Consider the following 15,219-nt stretch of genomic DNA (forward strand, 5'->3'; position numbering starts at 1 on the left):
AAATTCTCACAAAAAATCCAAACTTTTTTTGAAATACTGTGTCTAATAGATAGAAAAAGAAAAGGGAGGGGACTCTTTGGAAGTTTCCATCATAGAAAAAGCAATCAACGGCGATGATGAATCCTTTCTCATCATGATGAAGAACTATAAAACGGACATCTATAAAACGGCGCTCGCTTTTTTGAAAAATAAAGAAGATGCAAGAGAGGCCTTGCAGGAAGTGACCGCTCGTGCTTACCAGAAGCGCCATCAATTGAGGAAACCTCTGTACGCGAAGACTTGGCTCGTTCGTATCACGATCCACTATTGCCAAGATCTCCTTACACACAAGAAACGCATTCATACCCGAGAGTATGTTGACCCTGTCCAAGAACGAAGAGATGAAACAGAAAGGATTGCTTTGGAAGAGGCCATTTCTTCTCTTCAACCTAAAGAGCAGGAGCTTGTTTATTTAAAGTATTTTCATGGCATTACGTTCCGAGAGTTATCCAAGATTATGAATGTAAAAGAAAATACGTTGAAGACACGCCTTTATACAGCGCTGGCTAAGCTAAAACAAGAACTGGGAGAGGAGGAGCAACATGAGCAAGCTTGATAGAGAATTGACTAATTGGAAAGAAATGTATGACCAGGTACATACCGAAGATGAACAGTTAGACGAAGCGGTAGACCTTGGTTTTCATCAGGCAACGAAGCGTCCGACACGACGGTTAAGGAAATTTGCTTGGCCCGTTCTTACCGCTGTGGCGGCTCTTTTTCTTCTATTTGGCGGGGTTCGTGTTTCGTCGGCTTTTGCTGAAAAAGTCTCCCAAGTCCCCGGTATGGAAAATATTGTTCAACTTATTCAAGGAGATAAGAGTAAGCAAGCTGCCATTGATGCCGATCACTTTCAGCCTCTAGGGATCACTGAAGAAAAGGGTGATTTGACACTCTCCCTGGAAGGTGTGATTCGGGATGACTACGGAATGGTGATTTTTTACACTTTGGAAGCTGTCGGGGAACATAGAAACCTTAGGTTAGGTACTCCGAAGTTAACGACTGGAGCCGGTGAAGAGCTGCCACCAAAGTCTGTTTCCTATAACGGCAGGGAGTTAGAAGAAAACAAGGACATGCAAATGATGGAGGTTTATACGCAAGAGGGAATGGGCGGGATAGAGAACTTCCATTTATCCATCTCAGGAAGTGGGATCATCGACGGTTCTTTTGTAAAAGAGGAATTCGCTGTGAGTTTCACGGCCAAAAATGATGCACAATCAAAAGAGTACACCTTAGAAGAAACGGTATCCATAGAAGGAGAACAATTCGTTATTGAAAATGTGACGATCCACCCACTAAGAACAGCCATTAAAGTGAGAGAACATCCAGAAAATGAAACCGAACTTCTATCAATCGAAGACCTGGAGTTAAAAGGAGAAAATGGAGAGGTTTGGTCCGGGATCAACAACGGAGTTACTGCATCCGGTGGACCGGAAAATAATGAGATGACGTTTTATATACAGAGTAATTATTTTGAACAACCGGAATCTTTAGCTCTTACTTTTTCAAAAGTGATGGTTGCAGATCAGGAAAAAGAGTATATGGAGATTGACCTTGAGTCGGAGAAAATTCTCTATCAACCTGGAGAAATCGCTGAACTGACTGAAGCATCCACTTCCGCTTTTGAAATGAAATTTGATGAAGAAGTCTCGCAAAATATTGGATTCTCAAGCGTAAAGGATGAGAAAGGGGACACTCTTCATCCATCAAGTCAACAAGTGCACTCACTTGTGGAAGGACCGAAAACAGTTCATACATTCTTTGATGAAGCAGTGAAAGGTCCCATCCGGATCGATTTCTCCTCCTACCCTCATTGGTTGGAAAAAGAAATTAAAATCCCATTAGAATGAAGAAAGCTGAGTCTGTAGTTAGACTCAGCTTTTTTTGATGGTGTAAATTTATTCTCCTACAACAAACTCAAAGTTCCCTTCAAATTTAACATCTTTCCCTAACAGCACACCGCCAGTTTCAAGAGTCGCATTATAGGTTAACCCATATGCTTCACGATCTATTTTTCCACTCACATCGAAACCTGCAATCGTGCTGCCATCCATCGGGCTCTTCGACGTCCCGTTATATTCAACCGTGAAAGTTTCCTGTTGAGTCACCCCTTTAATGGTGAAGTCACCGGTCACTTCGAATTCATCATCCGATACTTTCTTAATGGAAGTGCTACGGAACACGAGGTTTGGATATTGATCGGCTTCGAAAAAGTCGCCGGAACGAAGGTGGCCATCGCGTTGTTCGTTTCCTGTATTGATGGAAGTTACCGGAATGGTAACGGTCACTTGGGCAGATGGTAGGTTATTCAAATCACCGGAAAATTCCACGTCGAACGTTTCAAATTCACCCTTCGCCTTTGATACCATCATATGTTTAATTTGGAAATTCAAGCTGCTGTGGACTTGATCCAACGTTAAATTTGTCATTTTACATTCTCCTTTGAAATAAAATAGTTTGAATTCTAAATAAAACTATACGCTCTATTTATTTTGAAGTCAAGATATTTTATGTCGAGATATTTAAAGTGTGCAAAAAAAAGCCCTGGACCTAGGGGTGTCCGGGCTGCCTGTAAGTGAATTCATTTATTCATTCGAAAATGGGCATTCAACTGCCCGCGAAGCATCCGTTCCATCACCTTCCCTTTGTTGGAAGACTGTAAATCTTTTCGGATCTCGTACGTTTGTACACCTTCCTCTCGTTTGTCAGCAATTTGCAAGAGGGTTTCAACATCAGAAAAAGAATACTTGCGTGTTCCTCTCTTGGTACGTTCGGGATAAATCAATTTCCGCTCCTCATAATAACGTATTTGCCTGAGGGAGAGGCCTGTGAGTTCGTTGACCGTACCAATCGAAATGACTTTTTTGTGCTTGTAAGATGACATCACTTCTCCTCCTCGATGTTGCACCTCCTTATGGTCGTTCGACCCTTGAAGCGAGAGCTTCGAGCTCCGTTAATGTTAGCGACTGGAGCATTTCATCAGAGGCTTGATACATCCCTGCATCAATAAGTTTTTGAATGTAATGTTCTTTCATACTTTCAACGGCCGTCCTCAAATGGTTTTTCATTAAGGTTCACTCCCGTATGTGTGAAATATTTCATTCTTTGGCACAACAAATCGCCGGGTTGGAATAAGGACCATGATCTCCTCCTATTCTTATCTGATGAATATAGAATAGCGGAAAATTTTTGGTGTGTCACTTAATGTGTTAGAAAATCTAACATAAAATAATGGTGTTGTTATGTTTTATGACATGAACAAACTCGACTTTTTTCACCTCTACCTCTGGGAAGGAATTGATATTATAATAAAGAAAAAATAATTGGATAGGTGGGAACATGGATGGCTTTGATGACTTCAGATCTAACGATGACAGATGCGCTGAATAGCATAGGAGAGAGCATCTTGCTTGCAGATCTCAATTATGATCTGGTGTGGATGAATGATGAGGCCAAAAATCTTTTCACGAAAATTGCTCCGTTATTCGGATACGAGCGCGCGGATGATTTAATTGGAGAGAATATGGACAAGTTTCATACCAACCCGGAAAGACAACGGGAGCGAATGAAGAGGCTGACTGAGAAACATCAAGTGAGAATTAATATTAAGAATAAATTCGTCGCAGATACGGTAATTACCCCAATGAAAAATAACGAGGGGGAAACAAGCTACTATACCATCATGTTAATGGATGTAACGACGAAGGCTGAGGAAGAGGAGCGAAAGGACCATCTCATTGAGTCGCTTTCGATGCCTATTTTAAAAGTTTGGGACCATGCAGTAGCTGTTCCGCTTATTGGTGATTTGGATGAAAAAAGAGTGGATCATCTCATTTCTTCTCTCCTGAAAGAATGTACAGAAGGTGATATTCAATACGCCTTGATTGACTTGAGTGGAATCCATAAATTCAATGACCAGTTCAGCAGACACTTAAGGCAACTGAATCAATCGTTGCAATTGGTAGGAACCGAATGTCTTGTGGTAGGGATGACGCCAAAGCTTGCTCTTTCGTTCCGGTACTTTGACAAAGGGCTTAAAACATTCAAAAATACGTATGCAGGATTACGGTACATCATACAACACGATTCCTAAAAAGACTTGCCAGCAGGCACGTCTTTTTTACATAGGAAGTGAAACTAGTTAGGCTGCTTATTCAACTAATTGGCAGGATTGTGGAAGACTCAATTTCGAGACTTTTGTTGAGTGGATGAGGCTGCGGGGAATGAGTCGCTTTCCGTGGGAGCGCGGTGAGCCTCCTCGGACTGCGTCCTGCGGGGTCTCACCATGCACTTTTTTCCCACAGGAGTCTCCCCATTCCCCTCCGCCTCTTTACCATGTAAGTGTCTCGAAACCACTTCTCAGAAACTCTGCTTGTATGCTCAAGTGAATGGGATAATATAAACGATACCCAGTGATCATTTCGAGCATGAAAGCTTGATGTAGAGCACTTTATACTTCTTAAAGTGGGAGGGTGGAAGACAATCCAACTTGGTAAAGGGGGTCGTTACTCACATACATCGAATGGGGGGGTTGGGAAGCTGCGAGACTCCCGTGGGAGAAAGGAGATAGGCGAGATCCCACAGGGCGGTAGCCCGAGGAAGCTCGCCACTCCCCCACAGGAAAGCGAGTAGCTTCCCAACCACCCCTGACGCCCAATACGGCAACGAACACCGAAAACATCTCGAAACTGAGTCTTCCACAAACGGGAGCTATAATGAAATGGTGGATTTTTGGTCGTGAATTCGGATCAATAGTTTACGATCCGTCCATTTAGTGAATGAATGGTGTAAAAGGACGGTGAAGGAACATGTGGATCAGACATTCATTCTTTAAGTACATCACAGCAGCTATACTTATACTCATCCTGTATTATTTCTTAGAAAAACTAGAGCTCTTGAATCCCGTCAAGACGATCTTTGGAACTTTATTTTATCCAATGCTAATTGCTGGGTTCCTTTTTTATATTTTGCGACCTGCCGTGCATTTTATGGCAAAATCGAAGTTTTTACCTCTGCCTGTTGCCATCCTGCTTGTTTTTGCACTGATCGGGGTACTCATTTATGGGGGCATCCGTTTTTTAGCAGATACCATAAAAAAACAGATTACGGACATATCGAATTTACCTGAAAAAATTAAACAGACAGCCGAAGAGGCAGGACAAAAGCTTGAGCAAAACGATATGGGCATGGTGTCCGTAGTTTCCATTAAGCAGCGAGTAACGGAATACTTCGGTGGATTGACTCAACAGATCGGGGAACACATGATGAGTGTTTTCTCGACCATCGCGGGGGCGACTACCGTCTTGATTATCGTGCCGTTCGTTTTGTTTTTCTTTTTAAAAGATGGTCACAAACTGATTCCTTTCTTAAAAAGGGCCTTGCCTGAGAAACATAAACCACGCGGGGAAAAGGTGCTCAAAGATTTAGACTATACGGTTTCTTCTTACATTATCGGACAAGCGACAATTGCTGCTGTGGATGGTGTGCTGACGTATATCGGTTACGTCATCATCGGGCTTGATTATGCTTTGATACTAGGGATCTTTGTGATGTTAACGTGTGTCATCCCATTTGTCGGACCTGTCATTGGTGCGATCCCGGCGATAGTAGTCGCTCTCATGCAGGAACCTTCGATGGCTATTTATGTGATTATCACGTTCATTGTTGTCCAACAATTAGAGGGGAATTTGGTTGCCCCCTTGGTCTTTGGAGAACGCTTGGATATCCATCCGTTAACGGTCATTCTGTTACTTGTTGTGGCGGCACCATTGTATGGGGTGGTCGGAATGATTATCGCTGTACCTACTTATTCCGTATTGAAAGTATTGCTGAAACACGGGTATGATTTTTACCGACTCTATCATCCCTGAATAGAAAAACGTCCAGGATTTATTCCTGGACGTTTTTTAGCTTTTAATAGTCAATTTTTGAAGTGGACATTGCTTATAATAAAACCGCTCTTCGGAAGGGAGGGCATCTTTTTCAAACTGTAGCTGTAGTCTTGTTTTGGTACATCATAACCCAAGTGTTTGGTCATGTATCGGAAACTGGCTTGCAATACTTCAATGGTCGGCCATTCTCCTGGACAACGATGTCCTTTATAATATCCGCCTCCGCCTTGAGGAATCAAGTCGAACAACCCTCCATCCCAGTCGATGAATCTCTCAGGATTGAATTGATCCGGATTCTCCCAAATTTTAGGATCATGGTTAATTCCATAAATATCGATCAGGACAAGTTGATCTTTCTTAAACGAGTATTGCTGCCATGTGAAATCATGGTCGACCCTCGCTCCGAGAAAAGGAACGAAAGGGAAATAACGACGGACTTCCTGTGCAAATCGAAATAAATATTCATCATCTAGAGAGACGCGCGTTTGAGTTTCTGGATATTCATGAAGGGCAACACCACCGAATGCGATGAATTTAGAAATGGCTACAAGTGGACGAATCACATTCAGCACCTCAATTGCCGCCATTCTTGCGTCTAAGGGTTGGCCCTCTAAATCTTTATGCACAGCCATTTCGTGAATGGCTTTTCCTTTTTCTGCTTCAAGTTTCCCTTGCCGGACTTGTAATATTAGATCTTCCATCCAGTCCTCCGACCGTTTGCGTGCTCTCCGGCTTTCAATGTGCTTCGGACCGACCGCACTGAATCCATCGATCATGTTACTCAAATCTCTCGTTCTTTTCTTCACTTCTTTTTCTTCTAATGGGATGCCGGCCCATTCACACGCTGTCCGGCAAAGTAGTTCCCTAGACTCGTCGTAAAGCGTCACCTTTTTCATGCTGCTCCACTTTTTTGTGAAACGTGCCCAGTTTTTCGTCGTGATTTCATACAGTTCCTGCAGGGCATCAGGAGTCATCAATGACATGAATAATAATTTGCGATGAGTGTGTGCATCCCCATCCATCGTCTGTATGGCATCTTCACCAAATAAAGTTTTCAACACTCTCTTAGGGAGAGCATTTTTCCGGTTCATACGACTGGTGTCGTAAAACAGTTTTGCCCCCTCGATTCCGCTGAGAAGGGCCACCTTTTCTCCTAGAACTCTCGTTTCGTACACATCCAAATGGTGATTTTGAACCCGCTTTGGTATGAAGTTGTACCCGTCTTTAAAAATAGCGAGTGTATTGTCGATCGTCTTGTCTTTCGGCACTTTGACCGTCATTATGTAACGCCTCCTTTACTAGCAATCTCGTAGTCTTCTTTATTCCTTTTTCTTTACCTGGATAAACCGTCTTAAAAAACTTCATAAAAACTATTGAATTTTCATGCATGAAAATGTATAGTTACTAACTATCATGCACTGTTTATTTATACTTTATTATGCATAAAAATGACGGAGGAGGACGAATCATGGCTATTCAACAATCAAAAGTAAGCAGTATTCAAACATCTACATCCTATACAACGAAGCAATGGATGAAATTTTTTCTACCATCTTTGGTCGGGGTTCTACTATTCCTCGTCCCTATCTCTGTCGATGGACGGGTGACGATCGGACTCGGTTTGATGGCAGATGGGCTTCAAGCGACGATCGGCCCTTGGATTCCTTTGTTCATGACCATTGTGATCTCGCTTTCTGCGATAGGGAGTGTCGGGGTCAAAGTCGCGAACAGCAAAATAAGAAACCATCCATTCATTGCAAATGTTTTTGATGTTGGACCGTTCTGGATGGTCTTGCGTTTCCTTGGAGCAGCTTTTGCTATCCTGACGCTCCTCGAGGCGGGCCCTTCCTTTATCGGTTCTGAACTGACAGGGAGCGTTGTTCTCTATGATTTAATTCCTGTACTTATGGTCTGGTTTCTATTTGCCAGTTTATTTATGCCGCTGTTGCTAGAGTTCGGTTTGATGGACTTGATTGGCACGGTCGTAAGAAAAGTGATGCATCCACTGTTCAAGCTGCCTGGTCGTTCATCTGTAGATGCGATGGCTTCGTGGATGGGGAGTGGGACAGTAGGTGTGCTGTTGACCACCCAGCAGTATGAAAATGGTTACTATTCCAAACGTGAAGCGGCAGTCGTTGCGAGTAACTTTTCGATTGCATCGATTGCGTTCAGTCTTGTGATTGCGAAGTTTTTATCGATTGACCATATGTTTGTATCCTTTTATTTCACGGTCGTGGTTTGTGGGGTGGTAGCCGCTGTTATCTGCCCGAGAATTCCGCCGCTTTCCTTGAAAAAAGAAACGTATCACGAGCCGGTAGGGAAACAGATTGATGAAATCGTGCCAGAAGGGACATCCACGTTCAAATTCGGTCTCGACCAGGCGGTAGCCAAAGCGGATCAAGTGAAAAGCGCTGGATCCATCGTGAGAAAAGGAATGTTCAATGTGGCGGATATTTGGTTCGGCTTGATCCCGCTCGTAATGGCACTTGGAACCATCGCGCTCGTTATTGCGGAATTCACACCAGTATTCACATGGCTTTCCTACCCGTTCATTCCGTTTTTGAATCTGCTGCAGATACCAGAAGCTGCAGAGGCCGCACCGGCGATGATTGTTGGATTCGCAGATATGTTCCTACCCGCTGTGGTTGGAAGCGGAATTGATTCAGAACTGACCCGTTTCATAATTGGGGTCATGTCACTGACGCAGCTCATTTACATGTCTGAGATCGGCATCCTTTTAATTAAGTCGAAAATTCCGATCAACTTCTTTGAGCTTTTTGTAATTTTCCTGCAGCGTACGGTCATTACTCTACCGATTGCAGCACTACTCGCTCATCTCTTATTCTTTTAGAAATAGAAAAGGGATGGTTTTGATGATGTGGGGTTCCTGCAGCTTGAATCATGAATTGGATCATTCCTAGTAGGATTAGGTAATAAAAAGGCGCAGCTGAAAATTCAGCTGCGCCTCATTTATTTACAATAGGGGAGGTCATTACATGGATAAGTTTCGCTCATCCTTTCTTGTTTTTGGGGGTTATTACATAGCTGATTCTTTTGGGTAAGCGTTGATCTTTGTTTTATTTTTTCTTGATCTTGTGAATAAGCGATAGATGGCCGGAATCAGTAACAAAGTAATGAATGTTGCAAAAAGAAGCCCGGATATAATGACTGTAGCCATCGGTGCTTGGTAGTTGCCTGCAGATCCGGTGGCAAGAGCAAGAGGCAACATTCCGCCTGCTGTGGTCAGACTGGTCATGAAAATCGGGCGCAATCGGTCTTTTCCGGATTGGGTGAGGGAGGTTTCTACGTCCCATCCAAGTTTTCTTAGCTGATTCGTTCTCGTAATGAAAAGAATTGCATTGTTCAGGACGATTCCGATCAGCATAACAATGCCCATGGCAGACATGACGCTAAGTTCTCTTTGAGTTAGGAATAAACCAAGGATGACACCGACCACTGTCATTGGAATGACGGACATGACGATGAGTGGGTGGAACAGGTGGTTGAACTGGACGGCCATAACGAGATAGACAAGGAAAATAGCAATACCCAAAATGAGAAGCATTTCCTGTATAGCTTCTTGTTGGGCCTCTAAATCACCCGCAAGCGTCACATTATATCCAGTAGGTGTAACAAATTCATCGATAAGCTCTTGAACGTCACGGTTGATGGATCCAAGATCGCGCTCTTCAAAATCAGCAGTCACTGAAATATATCGTTCTCCATCTACATGATTGATTTCATTCGGTGTATCGACTGTCTCAAGGGTTAGGAATTTTGAAAGGGGTTGTTCTCCGTCTGTTGTAGGAATCGTGATACCAAGCAAGGACTCTTTAGATGTTGTCGGTTCTTCCCATTTCACGAGTAGTGGTACATCTTTCTCATCAATAGTAAGCTCACTGATCGGCTGTTCAAGGAATGCTTGCTGAATCGTCTGACGTACCTGCCATTCATTCAAGCCTGCATCCTCAAGTGCTTTCTGGTCCAATTGAATGAGCTCTTCTTCTGCAGTTCGATCGATGGAAGTTTGGCTGGCCACAATTCCATCGATTTCTTCTAAATTTTCTTTGAAATCCTGAGATATTGCTCGTAATTCTTCGAAAGATTCTCCTTTTATTTGGACTTGGACAGGACTCCCGCCGCCTCCATCCATCACACTAGATACTTGATTGATTGGGTACTTTTCTTCTAAAGAACGAAGGGATTTGAAAATCTGTTCATTCACTTCTTTTTGCTCTGTGGTAATGTCGTCTTCTTTCGTCATGTTGATAATGGTGTATAGCATCCCACCGTTATCCATGACATAATCTGATTCGACATCATCAATCTTCTCCAATTCTTCGTGGACCGCCATCACGAGTTCTTGTTTATCTTCTTGGGACAATCCTTCCTCCACATCAATCATCAATTCAGCATAGCGATTGAAAACATCTGGCATAATAGTCATTGGAATTTTCGTAATTAGGAAAAGGGATCCTGCGAACAATGTCACAAAAAGAAGAAGTACGCCAAGACTGTGACGTTTTTTTCTAACGATCCAGGAAACCAGTCGATCATAGAACTTTAGAATAGGTCCTTCATGCCTGATCTGTTTCTTATTGCTCAGCTTCATAAATTTCTCTGCCAGAGATGGAATTAACGTAAAAGAAATGATGACAGAACTGATTAAAGTAATAGCAACGACAATCGACAAAACAATCATGAATTGCCCCATTTCTCCTCCAAGGAGACCAATAGGGAGGAAAACGACAATCGTTGTCATCATGGAAGCAAGAACAGCGGTAGCGACTTCTTTTATACCCGAAGTAACGGCTTCCATCCCCTTCATTCCGCTTTCTTTCTTATTGTAAATGGACTCCAAAATGACAATAGAAGAGTCGACCATCATCCCGATTCCAAGCCCAAGGCCGATGAGTGTCAGCATGTTCAAGCTGTAATCGAGCATCCACATGGAAGCAAGTGTAAGCAGAATAGAAGTAGGAATGGATATACTGATGATAAAAGTGGCTCTTAAGTTTCGTAGGAAAATGAACAGGATGGCAATGGCAATCAAACCTCCGACGAGGATGTTGCTTGTCACGCCACTAATGGACTCTTCTACATAGTCGGCTTGAGCGACGACTTCGTTTATTTGAAAACGCTCAAAGAGACCTTCGTCTTCCATTGATTTTATTTCTTCCCTTACAGCAGAGGCCGTTTCAATGTCGGTGAAGTTATCGGATCCTCCGACTTGGATAAAAAGAAAATCTTTCGCGCCATTTTTCCATACAAAGGATGATTGCTCTTGAGGTCGTAGTGTCACTGTAGCGATTTCTTGAAGTGGGATGAATCCTGCTTGGGTAGGAATGCTGATGTTTTCTAAGTCACTGACTTGTTCAATCGATGATTTCCACCGGAGGGATGGAGTGTTCTCTTCTTTAGATAATTCACCTAAAGTAACCTCCTCATCCGCTTGTTGTAAAAGGGGAATGATTTGATCCACTTGTAACCCTCTATTTGTTAACTCCTGCTGGTTAAATTGGACGACCATTTCATTTTCTTGAATGCCCATGAGGTCAACATCGCGTACTTCAGGGAGCTCTTCGAGTCTTGGCTCGAGCGTATTTGTAGCAAACTCACTCATTTCTTCCATTTCTCCACCTGAAAGATCTAGAAAGAATTGATAGCTTTGAGTCGTCCCATACTGCCCAGCCTCTACCCGATCCACAGCAAGGGAAGATGTGACTTGATTGGTTATGGCTTCTGCCTCTTTTATGGCCTCGGGACCCTCCCCGCGTTCAAAGATCATTTGAATGGAACTTCGTCCGTCAAAAGAAGTGGACCGAATTTCTTCCACTTCCTTTATACTTTCCAGCTGCCTCTCGAGGGGGGTTGTAATCGTACGTTCGACTTCTGCTGCCGGTTGGCTGCCAGCATCAACATTGATGTATCCGCTATCCATAGAAAGAGGTGGCAGAAGCTCTTCGTCCATGTTCAACATGGCATAACCACCTATGATGAGGATGAGCATCGTTACAAGTCCAATTAAGATTTTCCTTTGCAAAATAAACTTCAGTACTCTCATATCCTTCTCCTCCTTATCGTGACACGAAATTAATTATATCCTGAACTCATGTAAACATGAGGGAAATTTTTCATTCAGATAAAAATTTTACAAATAGTTCCTGCACATTCTAAGCATAGGCGACTTAGATAATTTTCACCTTTAGCTTTGGGCGTATTTCATTTACGTCTCTGGACCTATTTTTTCCATTTGGCCAGAACACTTCTTAGAACTTGATATCTCATCTTCGTGTGTTGTAGAGTATGAAAGAGCTTATTAAGGTCACTTTGCTTCTTACTAGACCTTATGAACGAATCCTGACTAAGGAGGATTTTTATGGAAAAGAAAGAGTTGAATAAGGGGAACGGATGGGCGCTGATTCCTTTCGGGGTATTCATCCTGTTGTTCATCGGGTCTGGAATACTGACCGGTGACTTCTATAAAATGCCTGTATTGGTGGCTGTTTTCGCCGCGATTCTTGTTGCCCTTTTCATGAATAGAAAAACAGCTTTCCAAACGAAATTACAACAATTGACGGAAGGCGGAGGTCACTCCAACATTATTTTGATGGTGATCATCTTCTTATTGGCCGGTGCTTTTTCTACGGTCGCTGAAGGGATGGGAGCTGTTGATTCAACTGTCAACTTAGGTTTGAGTATATTGCCAGGGAACTTGCTCATTGTCGGTTTGTTTATCATCGCTTGTTTCATTTCCATCTCCATGGGGACCTCTGTGGGGACGATTGTTGCTCTGGCCCCTGTTGGAATGGGCATTGCAGAGCAGACAGATGTCGCAGCCGCCCTGACAATGGGAGCAATCGTCAGTGGAGCGATGTTTGGAGATAATCTATCCATTATTTCTGATACGACAATTGCCGCTGTCCGTACACAAGGGACAGAAATGAAGGACAAATTTAAAGCAAACTTCTTTATCGTTCTTCCGGCTGCGATTGTGACGGCTATTATTTTTGGTGTTCTCACAATGGATGCAGCGTCTACGCTTCAGGATGAACATCCGTTTAACATCGTAAAAGTGTTGCCGTACCTAGGAGTTCTTATTTTTGCTATTATGGGCATCAATGTCATCTATGTCCTTATGGGAGGCATCGGCTTTGCAGGCTTGATCGGCCTCTTTATGGGAGAATTTTCAGGAATGGAATTCGTGACCCTGATAGGAGAAGGTTTTGCCGGTATGCAGGAATTGGCCTTACTTGTTATCCTGCTAGGAGGACTTGTTGAACTGATTCGGCAAAATGGAGGCATTGATTTTCTGCTTCGCAAAATTAGTCGTGGTGCTCATTCGAATAGAGGTGGAGAATTCAGTATCGCAGGATTGGTAAGCGCCGTGAACGTATCTACTGCCAATAATACGATCTCCATCATGACAGCTGGTCCGCTTGCTAAACAAATCTCAGAACGGTTTGAGATTGACTCTAAAAGGTCAGCGAGCCTTTTGGACATCTTCTCAAGTTCTGTTCAAGGCTTGCTTCCGTATGGCGCTCAAATCTTGTCCGTAGCAGGGGTGGCAAGTATATCGCCAGTCAGTATTGTCCCATACTGTTTTTATCCGATTCTGCTTGCTCTTTCAGGTGTTCTGGCTATCCTGTTTCGATTTCCAAGGTTTACGGTTCGAAATTAATGGGTTCAAAATAATAGGATAGGGAATATTTACAGTACCAGGCGTTCCGTCTGGTACTGAATTTATAATTAAGGTCTATTTTTAAAGAGGAGATTGATTTATGGAAGTTTCCATCGAGGACATTAACAGCAGTGACGTCGAAGTGTTGCATGAGTGGGAAATGGATGAAAAATTACAAGTTCAAACAGGTGTGGATGTCCCGCGTACATATGAACAATTTTTAAAAGCGTATGAAGCCTACTTCAATGGTGAAAAACCGAATCTATTTATGAAAGCTGTGGTTCTGGATGGTCGCTTAATTGGTAAGTTAGAATTGTTCCGCACCCCAGAAAGAGATTTTATCGGAATGGTCATCGCAGAAAAGAGGAATTGTGGTGTAGGAACGGAGGCGCTTCAATTATTCTTGGAAGAGATTCATATTCTTTTTGGTATGGAGAACGTTTTTGCAGAAGTGTACGAGGATAACAAAGGGAGCCTGCGTTTTTTTGAAAAGAACGGATTTGTACCCACAGGGGAAGTCACAGAAGAATGGTTCAGAGGTAAAATAAGGCCATTGGTTACATTGAAAAAAGAGCTTAAATAAAGCCTGTCCATCACGGCAATGATGGGCAGGCATTTTTATTTGATCGTGATTCTTTTTTCATGTTTGTGTGAAAGAGCGGCTGCTTCGTTGACAGCGGTCAACTGAAGGGCATCTTCTTTCTTAATGGTCGGTTTCTCTTGATGGAGGATGTCGTCCACCCATTGTTGGAGAGGGGAATGGATTGCCGTTGGGAGGTCAGGATACGTCCATTCATTCATCCCATGGGTGCTGCTTTTAATTCGCGCTTCATTTCCCTCAACCATAAGTGTCCCGTCCGTCCCATAAATCTCGAGCTGAAAAGGACTTCCCGTTGAGACAAAACTCGCTTCCAACATCGCAAGAATACCAGATTCATACTCTACGGTGGCGACAGAGTGGTCATCTACACCTCGGCCCATGAGCGAATGCAGATGGGCAGATACGGCCGTAGGTTTTCCGGCAAGGCGGTTCGCCAAATAAATCGGGTGGGCACCGAGGTCGATCAACGTCCCGCCTCCGCATTGGTCCTTGTCAAAAAAGCGTTCAGGAAGCCACCCATTCGGATGGTCTTCATTTGGTACGGCTCCATTATGTGCAACACGGCAACGGATCATATTTACGGTCCCGAGCACCCCGTCATCGATAATCTTTTGGGCATATAGATAATAACGAGAAGTCAATCTAGGTAAAGAAATCATAAATTTAACGCCGGTATTCTCCAAACTAGAGAAAATTTCTTCATCGTCCTTTCTACTGAAAGAGAGGACTTTTTCTGTATAAATATGCTTTCCGTGATTGGCAGCTGCCATGATGATTTCCTTATGAAGATTTGTTGGACTTGTGACAATGACACCATCGATTTCAGGGTCTGAAAGCACGCGTTCGAGTTGATCATCGAAAGGTACCTCGAGTTCCTTGGCCCACACTTGGCCCCGCTCCACATCTTCATCCCAAACTTTCGAGATGCTAATATTGGGGTTTTCAGAAGCTTCTCTTGCATAATCCACGGCATGTACGTGCCACTTGCTTAATAAAGCTACACGAATCAT

General features: G+C 43.2%; 13 protein-coding genes. 7 read left to right on the forward strand and 6 right to left on the reverse strand.

Annotation, left to right across the window (positions count from 1 at the left end; all coding sequences use genetic code 11):
- Window positions 1-76 precede the first annotated feature (76 nt).
- Window positions 77-595, forward strand: coding sequence for a sigma-70 family RNA polymerase sigma factor (locus tag ACJA3J_RS03990; protein ID WP_406945606.1), 519 nt, complete (start codon window positions 77-79; stop codon window positions 593-595).
- Window positions 582-1,886 (forward strand): DUF4179 domain-containing protein, encoded by a 1,305-nt coding sequence (locus ACJA3J_RS03995; RefSeq protein ID WP_406945607.1) that lies wholly within the window; start codon window positions 582-584, stop codon window positions 1,884-1,886. The genes ACJA3J_RS03990 and ACJA3J_RS03995 overlap by 14 nt, the downstream gene beginning before the upstream one ends.
- A 48-nt stretch (window positions 1,887-1,934) precedes the next feature.
- Here the strand turns inward: ACJA3J_RS03995 and ACJA3J_RS04000 are convergent, their stop codons facing one another.
- From ACJA3J_RS04000 to ACJA3J_RS04010, 3 genes are all read right to left on the reverse strand, one after another.
- On the reverse strand, window positions 1,935-2,465 hold the full coding sequence (locus ACJA3J_RS04000; protein WP_089653457.1) for a YceI family protein: 531 nt from the start codon (window positions 2,463-2,465) through the stop codon (window positions 1,935-1,937).
- 152 nt (window positions 2,466-2,617) lie between these two features.
- The gene (locus ACJA3J_RS04005) at window positions 2,618-2,920 is read right to left on the reverse strand and encodes a MerR family transcriptional regulator (RefSeq protein ID WP_089653456.1); all 303 of its coding nucleotides are present in this window, start codon (window positions 2,918-2,920) and stop codon (window positions 2,618-2,620) included.
- A gap of 28 nt (window positions 2,921-2,948) precedes the next feature.
- Window positions 2,949-3,104 carry a Fur-regulated basic protein FbpA gene (locus ACJA3J_RS04010; RefSeq protein WP_089653454.1) on the reverse strand — a complete coding sequence of 52 codons (156 nt, stop codon included), beginning with the start codon at window positions 3,102-3,104 and terminating at the stop codon, window positions 2,949-2,951.
- Between the two features lie 275 nt (window positions 3,105-3,379).
- On the opposite strand from ACJA3J_RS04010, the gene ACJA3J_RS04015 reads away from it, so the two are divergent.
- Together ACJA3J_RS04015 and ACJA3J_RS04020 are read left to right on the forward strand one after the other, a co-directional pair.
- A complete protein-coding gene (locus ACJA3J_RS04015) occupies window positions 3,380-4,129 on the forward strand; it encodes an STAS domain-containing protein (RefSeq protein WP_406945608.1) in 750 nt (249 codons plus the stop codon).
- 715 nt (window positions 4,130-4,844) lie between these two features.
- Window positions 4,845-5,906, forward strand: a complete 1,062-nt coding sequence (locus ACJA3J_RS04020; RefSeq protein ID WP_406945609.1) for an AI-2E family transporter — start codon at window positions 4,845-4,847, stop codon at window positions 5,904-5,906.
- A gap of 50 nt (window positions 5,907-5,956) precedes the next feature.
- Here ACJA3J_RS04020 and ACJA3J_RS04025 read toward each other — a convergent pair whose 3' ends face one another.
- Complete coding sequence (locus ACJA3J_RS04025; protein ID WP_406945610.1) at window positions 5,957-7,207, reverse strand: cytochrome P450; 1,251 nt, start codon at window positions 7,205-7,207, stop codon at window positions 5,957-5,959.
- Window positions 7,208-7,395: 188 nt separating this feature from the next.
- Here ACJA3J_RS04025 and ACJA3J_RS04030 point away from each other — a divergent pair, with 188 nt between their 5' ends.
- Window positions 7,396-8,778, forward strand: coding sequence for a YjiH family protein (locus tag ACJA3J_RS04030; protein WP_406945611.1), 1,383 nt, complete (start codon window positions 7,396-7,398; stop codon window positions 8,776-8,778).
- A gap of 186 nt (window positions 8,779-8,964) precedes the next feature.
- Here the strand turns inward: ACJA3J_RS04030 and ACJA3J_RS04035 are convergent, their stop codons facing one another.
- Complete coding sequence (locus ACJA3J_RS04035; RefSeq protein WP_406945612.1) at window positions 8,965-11,991, reverse strand: efflux RND transporter permease subunit; 3,027 nt, start codon at window positions 11,989-11,991, stop codon at window positions 8,965-8,967.
- A gap of 315 nt (window positions 11,992-12,306) precedes the next feature.
- Here ACJA3J_RS04035 and ACJA3J_RS04040 point away from each other — a divergent pair, with 315 nt between their 5' ends.
- Window positions 12,307-13,608, forward strand: a complete 1,302-nt coding sequence (locus ACJA3J_RS04040; protein WP_115893165.1) for a Na+/H+ antiporter NhaC family protein — start codon at window positions 12,307-12,309, stop codon at window positions 13,606-13,608.
- Between the two features lie 100 nt (window positions 13,609-13,708).
- Window positions 13,709-14,191, forward strand: a complete 483-nt coding sequence (locus ACJA3J_RS04045; protein ID WP_406945613.1) for a GNAT family N-acetyltransferase — start codon at window positions 13,709-13,711, stop codon at window positions 14,189-14,191.
- A 35-nt stretch (window positions 14,192-14,226) separates the two neighbouring features.
- Here the strand turns inward: ACJA3J_RS04045 and ACJA3J_RS04050 are convergent, their stop codons facing one another.
- Complete coding sequence (locus ACJA3J_RS04050; RefSeq protein WP_406945614.1) at window positions 14,227-15,219, reverse strand: Gfo/Idh/MocA family protein; 993 nt, start codon at window positions 15,217-15,219, stop codon at window positions 14,227-14,229.

Origin of the sequence: Halobacillus sp. SY10, from assembly GCF_045401165.1 — a bacterium.
GTDB lineage: Bacteria > Bacillota > Bacilli > Bacillales > Halobacillaceae > Halobacillus > Halobacillus aidingensis.

Excerpts from the sequence above, each read along its gene's own strand:
- ACJA3J_RS03995 (WP_406945607.1), top strand. The coding sequence starts at position 582 with ATGAGCAAGCTTGATAGAGAATTGACTAATTGGAAAGAAATGTATGAC.
- ACJA3J_RS04000 (WP_089653457.1), bottom strand. The coding sequence starts at position 2,465 with ATGACAAATTTAACGTTGGATCAAGTCCACAGCAGCTTGAATTTCCAA.
- ACJA3J_RS04005 (WP_089653456.1), bottom strand. The coding sequence starts at position 2,920 with ATGTCATCTTACAAGCACAAAAAAGTCATTTCGATTGGTACGGTCAAC.
- ACJA3J_RS04010 (WP_089653454.1), bottom strand. The coding sequence starts at position 3,104 with ATGAAAAACCATTTGAGGACGGCCGTTGAAAGTATGAAAGAACATTAC.
- ACJA3J_RS04015 (WP_406945608.1), top strand. The coding sequence starts at position 3,380 with ATGGCTTTGATGACTTCAGATCTAACGATGACAGATGCGCTGAATAGC.
- ACJA3J_RS04020 (WP_406945609.1), top strand. The coding sequence starts at position 4,845 with ATGTGGATCAGACATTCATTCTTTAAGTACATCACAGCAGCTATACTT.
- ACJA3J_RS04025 (WP_406945610.1), bottom strand. The coding sequence starts at position 7,207 with ATGACGGTCAAAGTGCCGAAAGACAAGACGATCGACAATACACTCGCT.
- ACJA3J_RS04030 (WP_406945611.1), top strand. The coding sequence starts at position 7,396 with ATGGCTATTCAACAATCAAAAGTAAGCAGTATTCAAACATCTACATCC.
- ACJA3J_RS04035 (WP_406945612.1), bottom strand. The coding sequence starts at position 11,991 with ATGAGAGTACTGAAGTTTATTTTGCAAAGGAAAATCTTAATTGGACTT.
- ACJA3J_RS04040 (WP_115893165.1), top strand. The coding sequence starts at position 12,307 with ATGGAAAAGAAAGAGTTGAATAAGGGGAACGGATGGGCGCTGATTCCT.
- ACJA3J_RS04045 (WP_406945613.1), top strand. The coding sequence starts at position 13,709 with ATGGAAGTTTCCATCGAGGACATTAACAGCAGTGACGTCGAAGTGTTG.
- ACJA3J_RS04050 (WP_406945614.1), bottom strand. The coding sequence starts at position 15,219 with ATGATTCGTGTAGCTTTATTAAGCAAGTGGCACGTACATGCCGTGGAT.